Source organism: Saccharothrix violaceirubra (genome assembly GCF_014203755.1).
In the GTDB taxonomy this organism is placed as follows: domain Bacteria; phylum Actinomycetota; class Actinomycetes; order Mycobacteriales; family Pseudonocardiaceae; genus Actinosynnema; species Actinosynnema violaceirubrum.
Map to the genome: position 1 here is coordinate 4886751 of NZ_JACHJS010000001.1, position 16044 is coordinate 4902794.

The window sequence follows — 16044 nt, forward strand, 5'->3', positions numbered from 1 at the left end:
GCCTGCCCGTGGTTGGGGGTCCAGTTCGTGGTCACGCCCGGCAGCGTGGCACCCCGGCACCGCGCCCGGAAGATCCGATGGACGGATTGCCCTTCGAACGTCCGCATATCGGACACCACAAGGTCATCGGGCACTATGTGACCCGTGCACGCCAAGACCGGACACGGGCACGGTCACGGACATGGTCCGGTCGGCCCGTCCTCCGCGCCCGTCCGCAGACTCCTGCTGGTCCTGCTCGTCCCGCTGGTGCTGGCCACCGTCGTCGGCGCGCTGGTGCTGTACCCGTGGGGACACGAGCAGAAGACCGGCGCCGACGTCGGCCTGACCCAGACCCCCGTGCTCGGCGAGGTGACGGCCGTGGCGCGCGGCGGCTGTGGACCGGGCGGCCAGGACACCGGCTGCGTGCTCGTCACCGTGCGGATGACCGACGGCGCCGCGGCCGGGCGCGACGTGCGCGTGCCCGTGCCCGACCAGCCGACCTCGCCCACGTTCGAGGTCGGCGACGAGATCGTGCTGTCGTTCGCGGGCGGCGACCCGGCGGAGAGCACGTCCTACCAACTCGCCGACTTCCAGCGCGGCACGCCCATGCTCGTGCTCGCCGTGCTGTTCGCGGCGGCGGTGCTGCTGCTGGGTCGCCGCCAGGGCCTGGCCGCCCTGGGTTCGCTGGTGGTCAGCCTGCTGCTGATCGCCCTCTTCGTGCTGCCCGCGATCCTGGCCGGCGAGAGCCCGGTCGCGGTCGCCGTGGTCGGCGCGGGCCTGATCATGTTCGTGGTCCTGTACCTGACGCACGGGATCTCCGCACGCACCACCACGGCCGTGCTGGGCACGCTGACGAGTCTCGTGCTGATCGGCGTGCTGGGCGTGGCGTTCTCGGCGTTCTCCCGGCTGACCGGCCTCGACCAGGACTCGGCCAACCTGATCGCCGTGCTGGGCCACGGCATCGACGCGCGCGGACTCCTGCTGGCGGGCACGATCATCGGCGCGCTGGGCGTGCTGGACGACGTGACCGTGACGCAGACCAGCGCGGTGTGGGAACTGCGCCGCGCCAACCCGGCACTGGGTTTCCGCGAGCTGTACGCGGCCGGGTCGCGCATCGGCCGCGACCACCTGTCGTCCGTGGTGAACACGTTGGTCATGGCCTACGCGGGCGCGGCGCTGCCGTTGCTGCTGACGTTCGCGCTGTCCGGCCGCACGCTCGCCGAGATCCTCACCACGCAACAGGTCGCGCAGGAAGTCGTCCGCACGCTGGTCGGCAGCATCGGCCTCGTGGCGGCGGTGCCGATCACCACGGCGCTGGCCGCGTGGGTCGCGGGCCGGGAGGCCGTCGAGGAGCCCGTCCGGAAGATCTGGACACCGCCGCCCGTACCGGAATCCTTGCGGCCCAGGCGGCTGACCGGTGATCTCGGTACCGGCCACGACCGCGCGCAAGGCACCCGACGTCGACCGGGATAATCTCCAGGTGTGGGCAGAACGCGACGCGGCGACGAGACGATCACCCGTGAGGTCGACTCCGGCATCGCCGAACTCTCGCCCGATCCGGACGTGCCGCGGTCGTGGACGTTGCGGCTCAACGGGACCCCGCAGTCCCACGTCGACCTGGACGACCCGACCCACCTGGAGTTCGAGTACGTCCGCCGACTCGGCCACGTGGTCGACCTGGTCGCGCCCGACGGCGGTCCGCTCAGCGCGCTGCACCTGGGCGGCGGCGCGCTGACCCTGCCCCGCTACATCGCCGCGACCCGGCCCCGTTCGAGCCAGCAGGTCGTGGAGATCGACGCCGCGTTGGTCGAGCTGGTCCGCGCGGTGCTGCCGCTGGAGCGGACGTGGCGGGTGCGCATCCGCACCGGCGACGCGCGCGCCGTGCTCGTACGCGCCCCGGAAGGCTCTTTCGATCTCGTGGTCACGGACGTGTTCGCCGGCGCCCGGACCCCCGCGCACCTGACGTCGGTGGAGTTCGTGACGCAGGCCGCGCGGGCGTTGCGACCTGGTGGCGTCTACGCCGCCAACATCGGCGACGGCGGCCCGCTCACGTTCGCCAGGGCGCAGGCGGCGACGGTCCGGGCGGTGTTCCCGCACGTGTGCGTGGTGGCCGAGCCGCCGGTCTTCAAGGGCCGCCGGTTCGGCAACTTCGTGCTGGTCGCCTCGCACGCCGAACTGCCCGTCGCGGACCTGGCCAGACGCGCGGCCGGCGACCCGTTCACCGGTCGCGTCGAGGACGGCGACGGCCTGACCCGGTTCATCGGCGGCACGCCGCCCACGACCGACGCCACCGCGACCCAGTCCCCGCCACCACCGCGCGGCACGTGGGGCCTGTCCTGATCAAGGGAACGTCGGTCGAACAGCTCCTTCCGATCCGACAACCCATCCCCGGCCGGACAACGATCGGGACGGACCGGTACGCGACCGCCCGGACACACAGCCGAACGTCAGGACCACCTGACACTCGCCCCGACGAACCACGACACGACGGCCTCTCCCCTACCGGGCGCCGACCCGTCCCACTCAGTCCAGCGTCGAGACGAACCGCGACACCGCGTCGGGCGTGAGCTTCTGCGCCAGCCGACCCGCCGGCGCCAGCGAACCCAGCCGGTAGAGCGGCCGGTCGGCCGCCGCCAGGCCGCGGGCCTCGGCCCGCAACTGGGCGACGAGCAGCTCGGAGAACACCAACCCCGGCGCGTCGCCACGCCCGGCCAGCACGTCGGCGACCTTCCGCAACGCCAGCACGCCCTGCTCACGCCCGCCCGTGCCCGCGTACACCGCCAGCGCCAGGTTGATCGCCTTGCCGCCGCCGCGCACGAACATCCCCACGGTCCGGCTGCCGCGCACGTCGGTGACCAGCAGGTCGAGCTGGTCGGCCGTGTGCAGGTCGACCTTGCGCGTGCCGATCGCCCGGACGTACAGCACGTGTCCTTCCAGCCACACGCGCCGCCGTGCCTCGGACACCGACAGCAGCACCAACGGCACGAAGAACACCGCCGCCGTGATCAACCCGACCGTCTGCCCGGCGAGCAGTCCCAGCAACCCGCCGAACGCCGCCGCGACCAGCAGTCCGCCGAGCGCCACCCCGCGCGCACGACGGCGCACTGTCGCCGGGTCGAGCAGGTCGAGGGGAATGCGCTCGCTCACCGGCCCAACGCCTCCCGCACCGCGACAACGGCGTCGTCCAGCGGCACGGACCGCTGCTCGCCCGTGGCCAGCTCCTTGAGCTGCACGACACCCGCCTCGATGTCACGTTCGCCCAACACCAGCGCGTACCGCGCACCGGACCGGTCGGCACCCTTCATGGCGCCCTTGAGCCCGCGACCGCCGTAGGACAGGTCGAACCGCACGCCCGCCGCGCGCAACCCCGCCGACAGCCCGACCAGCCGCGCCTTGGCCGCCTCGCCCAGCGGCACGCCGTACACGTCGCACCGCGTCGGCTCGCCCGGACCGACACCCTCGGCCTGGCAGGCGAGCAGCGCCCGGTCGACACCGAGCCCGAACCCGACACCGGACAGCTCCGCGCCGCCGAGCCGGGCCATGAGCCCGTCGTACCGCCCGCCGCCGCCGATGCCCGACTGCGAACCGAGGCCGTCGTGGACGAACTCGAAGCACGTCTTCGTGTAGTAGTCCAGACCCCGGACCATGCGCGGGTTCTCCACGTACTTCACGCCCAACGCGCCCAGGTGCGCCTTGACCTGCTCGTAGTGCGTCCGCGCGTCGTCGGACAGGTGGTCGACCATCAGCGGCGCGTCGGCGACCAGTTCGCGCACCTCGGGCCGCTTGTCGTCCAGCACGCGCAACGGGTTCAGCTCGGCACGCCGCCGGGTGGCCTCGTCCAACGGCAACGTCGCCAGGAACGCCTGCAACTTGTCGCGGTACGCGGGCCGGCACGTGGCGTCGCCCAGCGACGTGAGTTCGAGCCGGTACCCGGTCAGGCCCAGGGCGCGGAAGCCCTCGTCGGCGATCGCGATCACCTCGGCGTCCAGCGCCGGGTCGTCCACGCCGATCGCCTCGACGCCGACCTGGTGGAACTGCCGGTACCGCCCGGCCTGCGGCTGCTCGGCGCGGAAGAACTGCCCGGCGTAGGCGAGCTTGACCGGCAGCTGACCCCGGTCGAGGCCGTGCTCGATCACGGTCCGCATGACGCCGGCCGTGCCCTCGGGGCGCAGCGTCACCGACCGGCCGCCCCGGTCGGTGAACGAGAACATCTCCTTGCTCACGACGTCGGTCGACTCGCCGACGCCGCGCGCGAACAGCCCGGTCTCCTCGAAGACCGGCAGTTCGACGTACCCGTAGCCGGCCAGGCGGGTCGCGCCCAGCAGCGTGTCGCGGACCGCCAGGAACCGGTCGGAGGCCGGGGGGAAGTAGTCGGGGACGCCCTTGGGGCCGGCAAACGCGGTGGATTCGGTCACTTCTACAGTCCTCGGTGCGGTGCGGCCGGCGAGTCGTCCCCGAGTTCCAACAGGAACGGGTTGGACCCGCGCTCACGGCCGATGGTCGTCGTCGGTCCGTGGCCGGGCAGGACCACCGTGTCGTCCGGCAGCGTCAGCACCTTGGTGCGCAACGACGCCAGCATCTCGCGGTGGTCGCCACCCGGCAGGTCGGTGCGTCCGATGGAGCCGGCGAAGAGGGTGTCGCCGGACAGCACGAGCCGTCCGCCCTCCTCCGTGCCGGCGCGGAACATCACCGACCCGCCGGTATGGCCCGGCGTGTGGTCGACGGTCAGCGTGAGCCCGGCGAGGTCGAGCACGGCGCCGTCGGACAGCGGGCGCACCTCGCGCGGCTCGCGCATCTCCAGGTTCCCGCCGAAGAACGCGCGCGACTGCGCGCTGATCCCCTTCAGCGGGTCGCTGAGCAGGTCGCGGTCGGCGGGGTGGACGTACGCGGCGACGTCGTTGCCGTCGCACACCGGCGCGACCGAGAAGCAGTGGTCGAAGTGGCCGTGGGTGAGCAGGACGGCCACCGGCGACAGGCGGTGCTCGCGCAACGCGTCGGCGATCGGCTCTTCGGCGTCCTGACCGGGGTCGACGATGACGCAGGCGCCGCCCTTGCCCGTCGCCAGCAGGAAGCAGTTCGCCTGCAGGGAGCCGGTGGGGAACCCGAGGACGAGCACGTGGGGACACCCCTTGAGGCTGCGGTTCGGCAACGGATCGCCGGCTGACGGTGCGCACCAGCCTATCCGGCACACACCAGCCATATACGAGCCCCCTAGACTGCTGACCCGACGTCGCTGTCGACGCGAGGAATCAGGGAGGTTGCAGGTGCCGACCAACGTGCAGCGCCGCGAGCAGGCCAAGCGGAAGCTGGAGCGCCAAATGGTCCGCCGGGCGGAGCGCGCGAAGCGGCGCCGGGTCGTCGCTGTCGTCTCGACGGCCGTCGTCGTGGTGCTGGTGGCGGGCGGGGTGTACTTCCTCGCGACGTACGACTTCGGCGGCGGGGACGACAAGGCCGCCGCGTCGTCGACCGCGGCCGCCCCGGCCGAGATCCCGACCGAGCTGAAGGCCGCGCCCAAGCGCGAGAAGGCCTTGGACAACCCGGTCAACTGCGAGTACCGCGCGGGCACCGAGGCCGCCGCCAAGGAGGGCACGAAGGCGCCCGAGGCGACCGGCATCTCCTCCAGCGGCACCGTGGGCGCCACGATCAAGTCGAACATCGGCGAGATCAAGCTGACGCTGGACCGCGCGCTCGCGCCGTGCACCGTGAACAGCTTCGTGAGCCTGGTCAACCAGGGCTTCTACAACGGCACCAAGTGCCACCGGATCAGCACCGGCGCCGGCCTGCAGATGCTCCAGTGCGGCGACCCGACCGGCACCGGCAGCGGCGGCCCCGGCTACACGTTCGACAACGAGACCTGGCCCGAGCTGACCTACGGCCGCGGCTACCTCGCGATGGCGAACGCCGGTCCGGACCAGCAGACCCAGAAGGGCACCAACGGCAGCCAGTTCTTCATCGTCTACGGCAACGCCGAGTTGCAGCCGGACTACACGGTCTTCGGGACCGTGGACGAGGCGGGCCTGAAGCTGATCGACGAGGTGGCCAAGGCCGGCGACGACGGCAGTTCGCCCGCGGGCGGTGGCAAGCCGAACAAGGAGGTCGCGTTCGAGACGGTCACGATCGCGGCCTGACCGGACCCCACGCGAAGACCCGGCACTCGGGAGAGGTGTGCCGGGTCTTCGCGTCTCTTCCCCGTCGATCGGTCGGCACGAGGATCGCACCGCGCCCTGACGTTTCGCCGGCATCGACCAAGCATGATCGACAATGACACGCGGTAGTCACTTCGGTGGGTTATCCACCACCTGTTCAGAGCTATCGTTTATTCCCCACCAACCGGTTGACTCAGGTCGCGATCGTTCCGATCGGCGGAGCGACCACTCCACCACTGGGGGATGAGTTGACCAGGACGTCTTTCGTCGCGCGATGTCTCTCGACCGCTGCCGCGGTGTCCGCGGTCCTGTTCGCCACGCTCGTCGGCGGCCAGCCGGCCCAGGCGCAGCCCGCCGCACCGGCAGGTCCCGCGCCGCTCGTCACGTGCAACACCCACCTGGAGTTCGCCGGGTGGTACTGGGGCAACTGCCGGGGCCAAGCGGTGATCATCAAGTTCCGCGCGTTCCCGACGGCACCGTGGACCACGCTCTGCGTCGCCAACGGCAGCGACACCTACGTGTCGTCGGTCAAGGAGTACTACCCCGAGGTCGAGGTGCTCTCGGGGCCGTGCGTGCCGTGATCGGCTGAGCGGTGGGGCGGGGTCCGACCGGTGCGCCGGTCGGACCCCCTCCGCGTTCAGGACGCCGAGGTCACCCGGTAGACGTCGTAGACGCCCTCGACGCTGCGCACCGCCTTGAGCACGTGGCCCAGGTGCTTCGGGTCGCCCATCTCGAACGAGAAGCGCGACACCGCCACCCGGTCACGGGACGTGGTGACCGACGCGGACAGGATGTTGACCCGTTCGTCGGCCAGCACCTTGGTCACGTCCGACAGCAGCCGGTGCCGGTCGAGCGCCTCGACCTGGATGGCCACCAGGAACACCGAGGAGGCCGACGGCGCCCACTCGACGTCGAGCAGCCGCTCCGGGGTGCGGAGCAGCTCGTCGGCGTTGGTGCAGTCCGTGCGGTGCACGGACACGCCGCCACCGCGGGTGACGAACCCGAGGATGTCGTCGCCCGGCACGGGCGTGCAGCACCGGGCCAGCTTCACCCAGACATCGGTGGCGTCACGGACGATCACGCCCGCGTCGCCGGTGACCCGCCGCCGGGTGACCGTGGACGGCGTGGACCGCTCGGCCAGCTCGTCCTCGGCGTGCTCGACGCCGCCGAGCTGCGCGACCAGCCGCTGCACCACGTGCCGGGCCGAGGTATGACCCTCGCCGACCGCCGCGTACAGCGCGGACACGTCCGGGTAGTGCAGCTCCTTCGCCAGGGCGCCCATGGAGTCGACCGACACCAGCCGCTGCAACGGCAGGCCGACCCGGCGGACCTCCTTGGTGATGGCGTCCTTGCCGACCTCGATCGCCTCTTCTTTGCGCTCCTTGGCGAACCACTGCTTGATCTTCGCCTTGGCCCGCGGCGACGCGGCGAACGACAGCCAGTCCCGCGAGGGACCGGCACCCTCGGCCTTCGAGGTGAAGATCTCGACGACCTCGCCGTTCTCGAGCTTGCGCTCCAGCGCGACCAACCGGCCGTTGACCCGGGCGCCGATGCACCGGTGGCCGACCTCGGTGTGCACGGCGTACGCGAAGTCGACCGGCGTGGAGCCGGTCGGCAGCGTGACGACGTCACCCTTCGGAGTGAAAACGAAGATTTCTCGGGCGGCCAGGTCGAACCGCAGCGACTCCAGGAACTCGCCCGGGTCGGCGGCCTCCCGCTGCCAGTCGAGGAGCTGGCGCATCCACGCCATCTCGTCGACCTCGACGGCCTTGCCGCTGTGCGTGCCGCGGGTCTCCTTGTAGCGCCAGTGCGCCGCGATGCCGTACTCGGCCGTGCGGTGCATGTCGTACGTACGGATCTGCACTTCCAGCGGCTTGCCGTCCGGACCGATGACGGTCGTGTGCAACGACTGGTAGACGCCGAACCGGGGCTGGGCGATGTAGTCCTTGAACCGGCCGGGCATCGGCTGCCACAGGGCGTGCACCACGCCCATGGCCGCGTAGCAGTCGCGCACCTCGTCGACCTGGATGCGCACGCCGACCAGGTCGTGGATGTCGTCGAAGTCCCGACCGCGCACGATCATCTTCTGGTGGATCGAGTAGTAGTGCTTGGGCCGGCCCTCGACCTTGGCCGTGATCCGCGCCCCCTCCAGCTGCTGCGACAGCTCGTTGATCACGCCGCTGAGGTACGTGTCGCGCGAGGGTGCCCGGTTGGCCACCAGCCGCACGATCTCGTCGTACTTCTTGGGCTGGAGGATGGCGAACGCGAGGTCCTCCAGCTCCCACTTGACCGTGGCCATGCCCAGGCGGTGCGCGAGCGGTGCGAGCACTTCGAGCGTCTCGCGCGCCTTGCGGGCCTGCTTCTCCGGCGGCAGGAACCGCATCGTGCGCATGTTGTGCAGCCGGTCGGCCAGCTTGATCACCAGGACCCGCGGGTCCTTGGCCATGGCGATGACCATCTTGCGGATGGTCTCGGCCTCGGCGGCGGCGCCCAGCTTGACCTTGTCCAGCTTGGTGACGCCGTCGACGAGCAGCGCGACCTCGTTGCCGAAGTCGGCCTTGAGCTGGTCGAGCGAGTAGTCGGTGTCCTCGACCGTGTCGTGCAGCAGGGCCGCGACCAGGGTGGTCGTGTCCATGCCCAGTTCGGCGAGGATCGTCGCCACGGCGAGTGGGTGGGTGATGTACGGGTCGCCCGACTTGCGCCGCTGGGGCCGGTGCTTCTCCTCCGCCACGTCGTACGCGTGCTGGAGGAGGGCGAGGTCGGCTTTGGGGTGCAGGTCGCGGTGCACGGCCGCGAGCGGCTCGAGCACCTGTTTGACCGGAGCCGCCCGTTGGGCGGTGATCCGACGAGCCAGGCGCGCACGCACGCGCCTGGTGGCCGACGGCGGCCGTGCGGGCACGGGCTGCGCCGTCGAGGCGGGGTCGGTGTCCTGGCTCAACACGCTCCTCGATGGGTCCGGGAAATCGAGAATAACTCCGCACCCCCTCCCCACCACGCCCGTTCCGCCGAGCGGCGTGCCTCACACGCCGAACAGCACCCCGTTACACCCCGACAGGTCGCCCACCCCGGTTACCCCCGGTCCCCTCCCCCACACCCCGCGAGTTGTACGTTCGGACACCGCGAAATGTGCACTCAGGCACCCTCGATCAGGTGTACGTGCGGAGAGCCGAAACCGGGGTCGGCGAGAGGTGGGCCCGACCGCCGAGCCCGGCGATCTCGACCAGGACCGCGACACCGGTCACCACGGCTCCGGCGGACTCCACCAGGGCGCACGCGGCACGCGCCGTGCCGCCGGTGGCGAGCACGTCGTCCACGATCACGACGTGCTGACCGGGTGAAAGGGCACCGGCGGGCAGTTCGAGGGCGGCCGAGCCGTACTCCAGCGAGTACTCGACCCGGTGGGCCACGGCAGGCAGCTTGCCGGGCTTGCGCAGCGGCACGACGCCGTAGTGCCAGCCGTACCCGAGTGCCGCGCCGATGAGGAAACCACGCGATTCGACCGCGGCCACCACCTCGGTGGCCGGGTCGATCGTGTCCTGCAAGGCGTCGACCGCCGCGCGCAACGCGTCGGGGTCCGCCAGGAGCGGCGTGAGGTCCCGGAACACGACCCCCGGTCGGGGGAAGTCCGGGACCTCACGCAGCAGCGCCAAGGCGCGGTCCAGCTTCAACGGTGCTTCTTGCCCGTCGGTCGACGGCGGGCGTCGGCGTTCTTCGTCGTGCGCGACGGCGCACCGGCCGCGGCCGACAGCGCCTTCTCACGCCGCAGCTCGGCGGCCAACGCGTCGTCGTCCGTGGACTCGACGACGTCGCCGGCGGCCTCGACGGTCGTACCGGTCGCGGCGGCCCGCTTGGCCAGGTTCTCCCGCCGGGCCTTGACCCGGTTGGCCTGGGCCTTGTACTTCGGGTCGCGCATCTTGAGGTCCACCGCGACCGGGGTCGCGATGTAGATCGAGGACAGCGCGCCGATGGCCATACCGGTGAGCTGCACGAGCGCCAGGTCCTTCAGCGTGCCGACACCCAGCAGGCCGACGCCGATGGCCAGCAGGCCGATCACCGGCAGCAGCGCGATGAGCGAGGTGTTGATCGACCGCATCAGGGTCTGGTTCACGGCCAGGTTCGCGGCCTCGCCGTAGGTCCGGCGGGTCAGGCCGAGCAGGCCGCGGGTGTTCTCCTTGACCTTGTCGAACACGACCACCGTGTCGTACAGCGAGAAGCCCAGGATGGTGAGCAGACCGATCACCGTCGCGGGCGAGACCTCGAACCCGACGATCGAGTACACGCCCGCCGTGATGACGACGTCGTGGATCACGGCGACGAGCGCCGCGATCGCCATGGAGAACTCGAAGTACAGCGCCAGGAAGATCGCCACGGCCAGGAAGAACACGCCGAGCGCGATCAACGCCCGGGTCGTGATCTCACCACCCCAGGACGCCGACACGGCGCTGTCGCTGATCGACCCGACGCCGCCGGTGGGCTTGACGTCGTTGTTCAGCGCGGCCTTGAGGCTGGTGACCTGGCTCGCGTCCAGCGTCTCGGACCGGAGCTGGATGGTCTCCGAGTCGCCGGTGCCGACCGTCTGGACGGTCACCGGCTCCTTGCCGACCGCCTTGGTGTAGCTCTCCTTCACGGCGTCCGTCGTGATCTTGCCGGACGCGCTCGCGGCGGGCAGCTGGATGCGCGTGCCGCCCTCGAAGTCGATGCCCAGGTTGAACCCGCGGAACACGATCGACGCGAGGCACACCAGCAGCACGACGCCGAACAGCACGTACCAGCGCTTGCGCTTGCCGACGATGTCGAACGCGCCCGTACCGACGTAGAGCCGGTGGAAGACGCTGCCCTTGGACTGCGACACGTCAGACCTCCTTCACGGCGGCGGACTTGGCGAGGGCGCGTTCCTCGGCGCCTGCCTGGACCGCACCGCCGAGACCCGAGAGCTTCGGGTTGGACAGGGACTTCGACTTGGAGACCAGCACGACCAGCGGGTGCGTGACCAGGAAGACCACGACCAGGTCGAGCACGGTCGACATGCCGAGGGTGAACGCGAACCCCTTCACCTGGCCGACCGCGATGAAGTACAGGATGGCCGAAGCGAGGAAGCTGACCGCGTCCGCCGAGAGGATCGTACGGCGGGAACGGACCCACGCGCGCGGCACGGCCGAGCGGAATGTCCGCCCCTCGCGCACCTCGTCTTTCAGTCGTTCGAAGAAGACGACGAACGAGTCCGCGGTGATACCGATCGCCACGATGAAACCGGCGATGCCGGCGAGGTCGAGCGTGAACCCGATCCAGCGGCCGAGCAGCACCAGCACCGCGTAGACGACGACGCCGGACAGCACCAGCGACAGGATCGTCAGCACGCCGAGCAGGCGGTAGTAGAACAGGCAGTACAGGAAGACCAGCGCGAGGCCGATGCCGCCCGCGATCAGGCCCGCCTCCAGCGAGGCCAGACCCAGCGTCGCCGACACGGTCTCGGCCTCGGACGGCTCGAAGGACAGCGGCAGCGAACCGTACTTGAGCACGTTCGCGAGGCCGTCGGCTTCCTTCTGGTTGAAGTTGCCGCTGATCTGGGTGCTGCCGCCGAGGATGGCCTCATTGATGCTCGGTGCCGAGACGACCTGGCTGTCGAGCACGACGGCGATGAGCTGGCCGACGTTCGCCGAGGTGAACTTGCCCCACTTCGCGCCGCCCTCGCTCTTGAAGTCGAGGTTCACCACGAAGCCCGCGCCCTGCGGGTTGGCGCCGGAGATGGCGTTGGCGATGTCCTCACCGGTGAGCCGGGAGTACATGCTGTAGTCGTCGTCCTTGACGCTGCCGTCGGCCGGCGGCGTGACCGGCGCGAGCAGGTACTTCTGCGTGCGGTCCTGGTCGCAGGTCAGCAGCGGCAGGGCCGGGTCGTCGTTGCCGAGCAGCGGGTCGATCTTCGGGCACACGAACGCGCCGAGCGCCTGCTGCACGACCTGCGGGTCCAGGGCGGCCCACTGCGGGTTCTGCCGGCACTGGCGGGACTCGTCGATCGCCTTGGTCGCGTCGTCCGAGTACTCGCCGGCCAGCAGCACCTTGTCGCAGTCGGCCGGCTCGGGCTGGGCGGACGTGGGCGGTGCGGACGCCGACGTGGCGGGCGGCGCCGAGGAGTCGGCCGGTGCGGTCGTGGTCGGCTGCTGCGCCTCGACGGCGGGCGCCGGACGGCCCTGCGCGGTCGTGGTCGGCGCGGACGCGGTCTCCGAGGCCGGCGGCGGCGTGCTCGCGGACGTCGTCGGCGCGGCCGAGCCGGAGGCGGGCGCGCTCGGCGACGTGCTCTCGGGCGTGGCCTCCGCGTTGGGCACCGGCGAGCCGATGACCTTGCGGAAGTTCAGCTTCGCCGTCTGGCCGAGCCGCTTGGCACCCTCGCTGTCGGTGCCGGGAACGGTGATCACCAGGTTGGTGCCGTCGCGCACCACCTCGGGACCCGCGACGCCCAGGCCGTTGACCCGGGTCTCGATCAACATCCGGGCCTGGTCGAGGGCCTCGTCCGACGGCGTTTTGCCATCGGGGGCGCGCGCGGTCAGCGTGACCCGCGTGCCGCCTTGCAGATCGATACCGAGTTTGGGGGTCGGCTTGTGGTTCCCGGTGAAGAACACCAGGGAGTACAGCGCGACCACGATGAGGACAAATGCGCCCAGGTACTTCGCTGGGCGGATCTGCCCGGCCGGAGGTGCCACGGTCCGTCCGTCTCCTCGAGAGGGAAATGGTGGTGTCGACCCGCCGCCTGGTAGCCGATCGGGCCTGGGCAGCACGCCTTCGCCCGGATGTGGTGAAAGTCCGGGCGAGGGCGCAGCGTACCCCGCGTCGTGTGAGCTGCGCGTCACTGCCCGTCGGTGATCCGTTGACCGTTGCCGGTCGACGCGACGGCGCGGCTCACGCCCTGTGGATCAGGCCTTGTCCTCGTCCTTGCGGGTGTCGTCGTCCGCGCGGGTGTCGGCGGTCGCCGGCACCTCGACCTCGTCGGCGACCTTCTCGCGGATGGCCTGGCGCAGCCAGGTCGTCACGATGCCCTCGGAGATCTCCAGGTCGACCGTGGTGTCGTCGCTCGCGTCGTAGACGGTGCCGTACAGGCCCGACGTGGTCATGACCCGGTCGCCCGGTTCCAGCGACTTGAGCAGCGACTGCTGCTCGGCGACGGCCCGCTTCTGCTTGCGCGCGCTGAGGAACAGCGGCACCGCCAGCAGCACGAGCAGCAGCGGGAACATCAAGGAAGAGAGGTTGCCCATCATTCTCCGATCGACCGGACTGCGGGCAGGGGTGCCCGGAACGTCCGAATTCCTGGGGTAGCGCCGCCGATTGTGCCAGGGCGCCCGCCACCCGCTTTCTCCGGGCGTGACGGCGACCGCATTCGACGGGGTCCGGCGCTCGGCGTCCGGCGGCGTCCGGCGGCGGTCGGTCGGGGTCGCCGCGGCGATCCGGCGACCGGCCGGGATGGCCGGAGACCTCGGCCCGGCGACCGGGCCACCGGAGCGTCGGGCCACCGGAGCGTCGGGCGGTCGCGGTCCCGGACCCACCGAAGCATCGGGCGGCGGGGCCGGGATCGCCGAAGGAGTCGAGAGGGCAGTCGGAGCCCGCCGATCGGCCGGGATCGCCGTGGAAGTCGGCGGCCAGGCGGGATCACCGACGGCGTCGGGCACCAGCCGGAGACCTCGATCAGCCACGATCGCCGTAGGCCTCGGGCGACTTGGCGGGATCCCCGAAGGTGTTGGGCGGCTGCGCGGGGTCGCCGAAAGCGTTGGGCGGTGGTTGCAAACCGAGGTGCAGCCACGCGGCGGCGGTCGCGACGCGGCCCCGGGGCGTGCGGGCCAGCATGCCCACGCGGACCAGGTACGGCTCGCAGACCTCCTCCACGGTGGTCGGCTCCTCCCCCACCGCGACGGCGAGCGTCGACACGCCCACCGGCCCGCCGCCGAACGAGCGGACGAGCGCGCCGAGCACCGCCCGGTCGAGCCGGTCGAGGCCCAGTTCGTCCACGTCGTACACGGCGAGCGCGTCCCGGGCCACGTCCCGCGTCACGGCGCCGTCCGCGCGCACCTCGGCGTAGTCCCGGACCCGGCGCAGCAGCCGGTTGGCGATGCGGGGCGTGCCGCGCGACCGGCCGGCGATCTCGCGCGCGCCGTCCGGCCGCAGGTCGATGGCCAGGATCGCGGCCGACCGGCGGACGATCAGCTCCAGGTCGTCTGCGGAGTAGAACTCCATGTGCCCGGTGAACCCGAACCGGTCGCGCAGCGGGCCGGTCAGGGCGCCGGACCTGGTCGTCGCGCCGACCAGCGTGAACGGCGCGATGTCGAGCGGGATGCTGGTCGCACCCGGACCCTTGCCCACCACGACGTCGACCCGGAAGTCCTCCATCGCCAGGTAGAGCATCTCCTCGGCGGGGCGGGCCATCCGGTGGATCTCGTCGATGAACAGCACGTCGCCCTCGACCAGGTTCGACAGCATCGCGGCCAGGTCGCCCGCGCGTTCCAGTGCCGGACCCGACGTGATGCGCAGCGACGCGCCCAGCTCGGCCGCGATGATCATGGCGAGGCTGGTCTTGCCCAGTCCGGGCGGGCCCGACAGGAGGACGTGGTCCGGCGGCGAACCACGCCGCAAAGCGCCGTGCAGCACCAGTTCGAGCTGTTCGCGGACCTTGGCCTGGCCGACGAACTCGGCCAGGTCCCTGGGCCGCAACGTGGTCTCGACGTCGCGGTCGACCGGGTCGGGCAGCGGGTCGAGCGTCATCGCTTCCGACCCAGCACGGCCAGGGCCCGGCGAAGGACCTCGGACGTGCCCAGCGTGGCGTCCTCCGCGAGCACGGCGTCGACGGTCGGTTCCGCCTGCTTGGCCGGGAAGCCCAGGCCCAGCAGGGCTTCGGCGACCTGGGTGCGGACCTGGCCGGCCGTGCCGCGCGTCGCCGTCGTCTCGCCGACCTTGTCGCGCAGCTCGATGATCAACCGTTCGGCGCCCTTGCGGCCGATGCCGGGAACCTGGGTGAGCACGGTGATGTTGCCCTCGGCCAGGGCGGCGCGCAGCTTGTCCGGGTCGAGGACGGCGAGCGTGGCCAGCGCGAGTCGCGGGCCGATGCCGGACACGGTCTGGAGCAGGCCGAACAGTTCCCGCGAGTCGGGGTCGGTGAAACCGAACAGCGTCAACGAGTCCTCGCGGACGACCAGCGCGGTGGCCAGCGTCGTCTCCTCGCCGCGCCGCAGCGTGGCCAGGGTGGACGGGGTGGCCTGGACGGCGAAGCCCACGCCGCCCACGTCGACCACGACGTGGTCCAGACCGACGGACAGCACGGCACCGCGCAGCGAGGAGATCACCGCGTCATCCTCTCCCGAGCCTCCGCGAGTTTCGCGCGGTGGGTCCGGGCGAGTTGTTCGGCGCGGGCCCTGGCTTCGTCCAGGCGGGACTTCATGGGTGCGCGCCACAGGTGGCAGATGGCCAGGGCCAGGGCGTCGGCGGCGTCGGCGGGTTTCGGGGCGGTCTTGAGGCCGAGGACCTTGGTGACCATGGCGGTGACCTGGGCCTTGTCGGCGCGGCCCGAACCGGTGACGGCGGCCTTCACCTCGCTGGGGGTGTGGAAGACGACGGGCAGGTCGCGGCGGGCGGCGGCCAGGGCGACGATCCCGCCGGCCTGGGCGGTGCCCATGGCCGTGCGGACGTTGTGCTGGCTGAAGACCCGTTCGACGGCGACGACCTGTGGCCGGTGGTCGTCGAGCCACTTCTCCACGGCGTCGGAGAGTTGCAGGAGTCTTCTGGAGAGGTCCTCGTCGGCGGGGGTGCGGATGACGTCCACCGCGACGGGGCGGACGGTGCGGCCCGGACCGCCGTCGACCACGCCGAACCCGCACCTGGTCAAGCCGGGGTCGACCCCGAACACCCGCACCGGACCTCCAGATCGTGCGCCGAACAACTG

General features: G+C 71.4%; 15 protein-coding genes. 4 read left to right on the top strand and 11 right to left on the bottom strand.

The window, feature by feature from the left end:
- The first annotated feature begins 144 nt into the window (after positions 1-144).
- Together F4559_RS22415 and F4559_RS22420 are read left to right on the top strand one after the other, a co-directional pair.
- Positions 145-1452: a YibE/F family protein gene (locus F4559_RS22415; RefSeq protein ID WP_184671670.1), complete on the top strand. Its 1308-nt coding sequence runs from the start codon at positions 145-147 to the stop codon at positions 1450-1452.
- A 9-nt stretch (positions 1453-1461) separates the two neighbouring features.
- Positions 1462-2319 carry a spermidine synthase gene (locus tag F4559_RS22420; protein ID WP_184671672.1) on the top strand — a complete coding sequence of 286 codons (858 nt, stop codon included), beginning with the start codon at positions 1462-1464 and terminating at the stop codon, positions 2317-2319.
- Positions 2320-2502: 183 nt separating this feature from the next.
- Here the strand turns inward: F4559_RS22420 and F4559_RS22425 are convergent, their stop codons facing one another.
- The 3 genes from F4559_RS22425 to F4559_RS22435 are packed head-to-tail and all read right to left on the bottom strand — an operon-like array spanning position 2503 to position 5095.
- Positions 2503-3126, bottom strand: coding sequence for a hypothetical protein (locus F4559_RS22425; RefSeq protein WP_184671674.1), 624 nt, complete (start codon positions 3124-3126; stop codon positions 2503-2505).
- The gene (hisS, locus tag F4559_RS22430; protein ID WP_184671676.1) at positions 3123-4394 is read right to left on the bottom strand and encodes a histidine--tRNA ligase; all 1272 of its coding nucleotides are present in this window, start codon (positions 4392-4394) and stop codon (positions 3123-3125) included. Before hisS ends, F4559_RS22425 begins: the two co-directional genes overlap by 4 nt.
- 2 nt (positions 4395-4396) lie before the next feature.
- The gene (locus tag F4559_RS22435; protein WP_184671677.1) at positions 4397-5095 is read right to left on the bottom strand and encodes an MBL fold metallo-hydrolase; all 699 of its coding nucleotides are present in this window, start codon (positions 5093-5095) and stop codon (positions 4397-4399) included.
- Between the two features lie 148 nt (positions 5096-5243).
- Between F4559_RS22435 and F4559_RS22440 the strand changes: the two genes are divergently transcribed.
- Together F4559_RS22440 and F4559_RS22445 are read left to right on the top strand one after the other, a co-directional pair.
- The gene (locus F4559_RS22440; RefSeq protein ID WP_184671679.1) at positions 5244-6107 is read left to right on the top strand and encodes a peptidylprolyl isomerase; all 864 of its coding nucleotides are present in this window, start codon (positions 5244-5246) and stop codon (positions 6105-6107) included.
- Between the two features lie 314 nt (positions 6108-6421).
- Positions 6422-6706, top strand: coding sequence for a hypothetical protein (locus F4559_RS22445; RefSeq protein ID WP_184671681.1), 285 nt, complete (start codon positions 6422-6424; stop codon positions 6704-6706).
- Between the two features lie 56 nt (positions 6707-6762).
- Here F4559_RS22445 and F4559_RS22450 read toward each other — a convergent pair whose 3' ends face one another.
- From F4559_RS22450 to ruvC, 8 genes are all read right to left on the bottom strand, one after another.
- On the bottom strand, positions 6763-9063 hold the full coding sequence (locus F4559_RS22450; RefSeq protein WP_184671683.1) for a RelA/SpoT family protein: 2301 nt from the start codon (positions 9061-9063) through the stop codon (positions 6763-6765).
- Positions 9064-9271: 208 nt separating this feature from the next.
- On the bottom strand, positions 9272-9793 hold the full coding sequence (locus F4559_RS22455; protein ID WP_184671685.1) for an adenine phosphoribosyltransferase: 522 nt from the start codon (positions 9791-9793) through the stop codon (positions 9272-9274).
- Positions 9790-10977 (bottom strand): protein translocase subunit SecF, encoded by a 1188-nt coding sequence (secF, locus tag F4559_RS22460; protein ID WP_184671687.1) that lies wholly within the window; start codon positions 10975-10977, stop codon positions 9790-9792. The genes F4559_RS22455 and secF overlap by 4 nt, the downstream gene beginning before the upstream one ends.
- Before the next feature lies 1 nt (position 10978).
- Positions 10979-12823: a protein translocase subunit SecD gene (gene secD / locus F4559_RS22465; protein WP_184671689.1), complete on the bottom strand. Its 1845-nt coding sequence runs from the start codon at positions 12821-12823 to the stop codon at positions 10979-10981.
- A gap of 210 nt (positions 12824-13033) precedes the next feature.
- On the bottom strand, positions 13034-13372 hold the full coding sequence (yajC, locus tag F4559_RS22470) for a preprotein translocase subunit YajC (RefSeq protein ID WP_184671691.1): 339 nt from the start codon (positions 13370-13372) through the stop codon (positions 13034-13036).
- A gap of 427 nt (positions 13373-13799) precedes the next feature.
- Positions 13800-14870, bottom strand: coding sequence for a Holliday junction branch migration DNA helicase RuvB (gene ruvB, locus F4559_RS22475; protein WP_246445307.1), 1071 nt, complete (start codon positions 14868-14870; stop codon positions 13800-13802).
- On the bottom strand, positions 14867-15448 hold the full coding sequence (gene ruvA / locus F4559_RS22480) for a Holliday junction branch migration protein RuvA (RefSeq protein ID WP_184671693.1): 582 nt from the start codon (positions 15446-15448) through the stop codon (positions 14867-14869). The genes ruvB and ruvA overlap by 4 nt, the downstream gene beginning before the upstream one ends.
- Entirely contained in the window at positions 15445-16014 is a 570-nt protein-coding gene (ruvC, locus tag F4559_RS22485) for a crossover junction endodeoxyribonuclease RuvC (protein ID WP_184671696.1), read from the bottom strand. The genes ruvA and ruvC overlap by 4 nt, the downstream gene beginning before the upstream one ends.
- Positions 16015-16044: the final 30 nt, after the last annotated feature.

What these genes read in the sequence shown, in the direction of transcription:
- yajC (WP_184671691.1), bottom strand. Translation starts at nt 13,372, where the DNA reads ATGGGCAACCTCTCTTCCTTGATGTTCCCGCTGCTGCTCGTGCTGCTG.
- ruvB (WP_246445307.1), bottom strand. Translation starts at nt 14,870, where the DNA reads ATGACGCTCGACCCGCTGCCCGACCCGGTCGACCGCGACGTCGAGACC.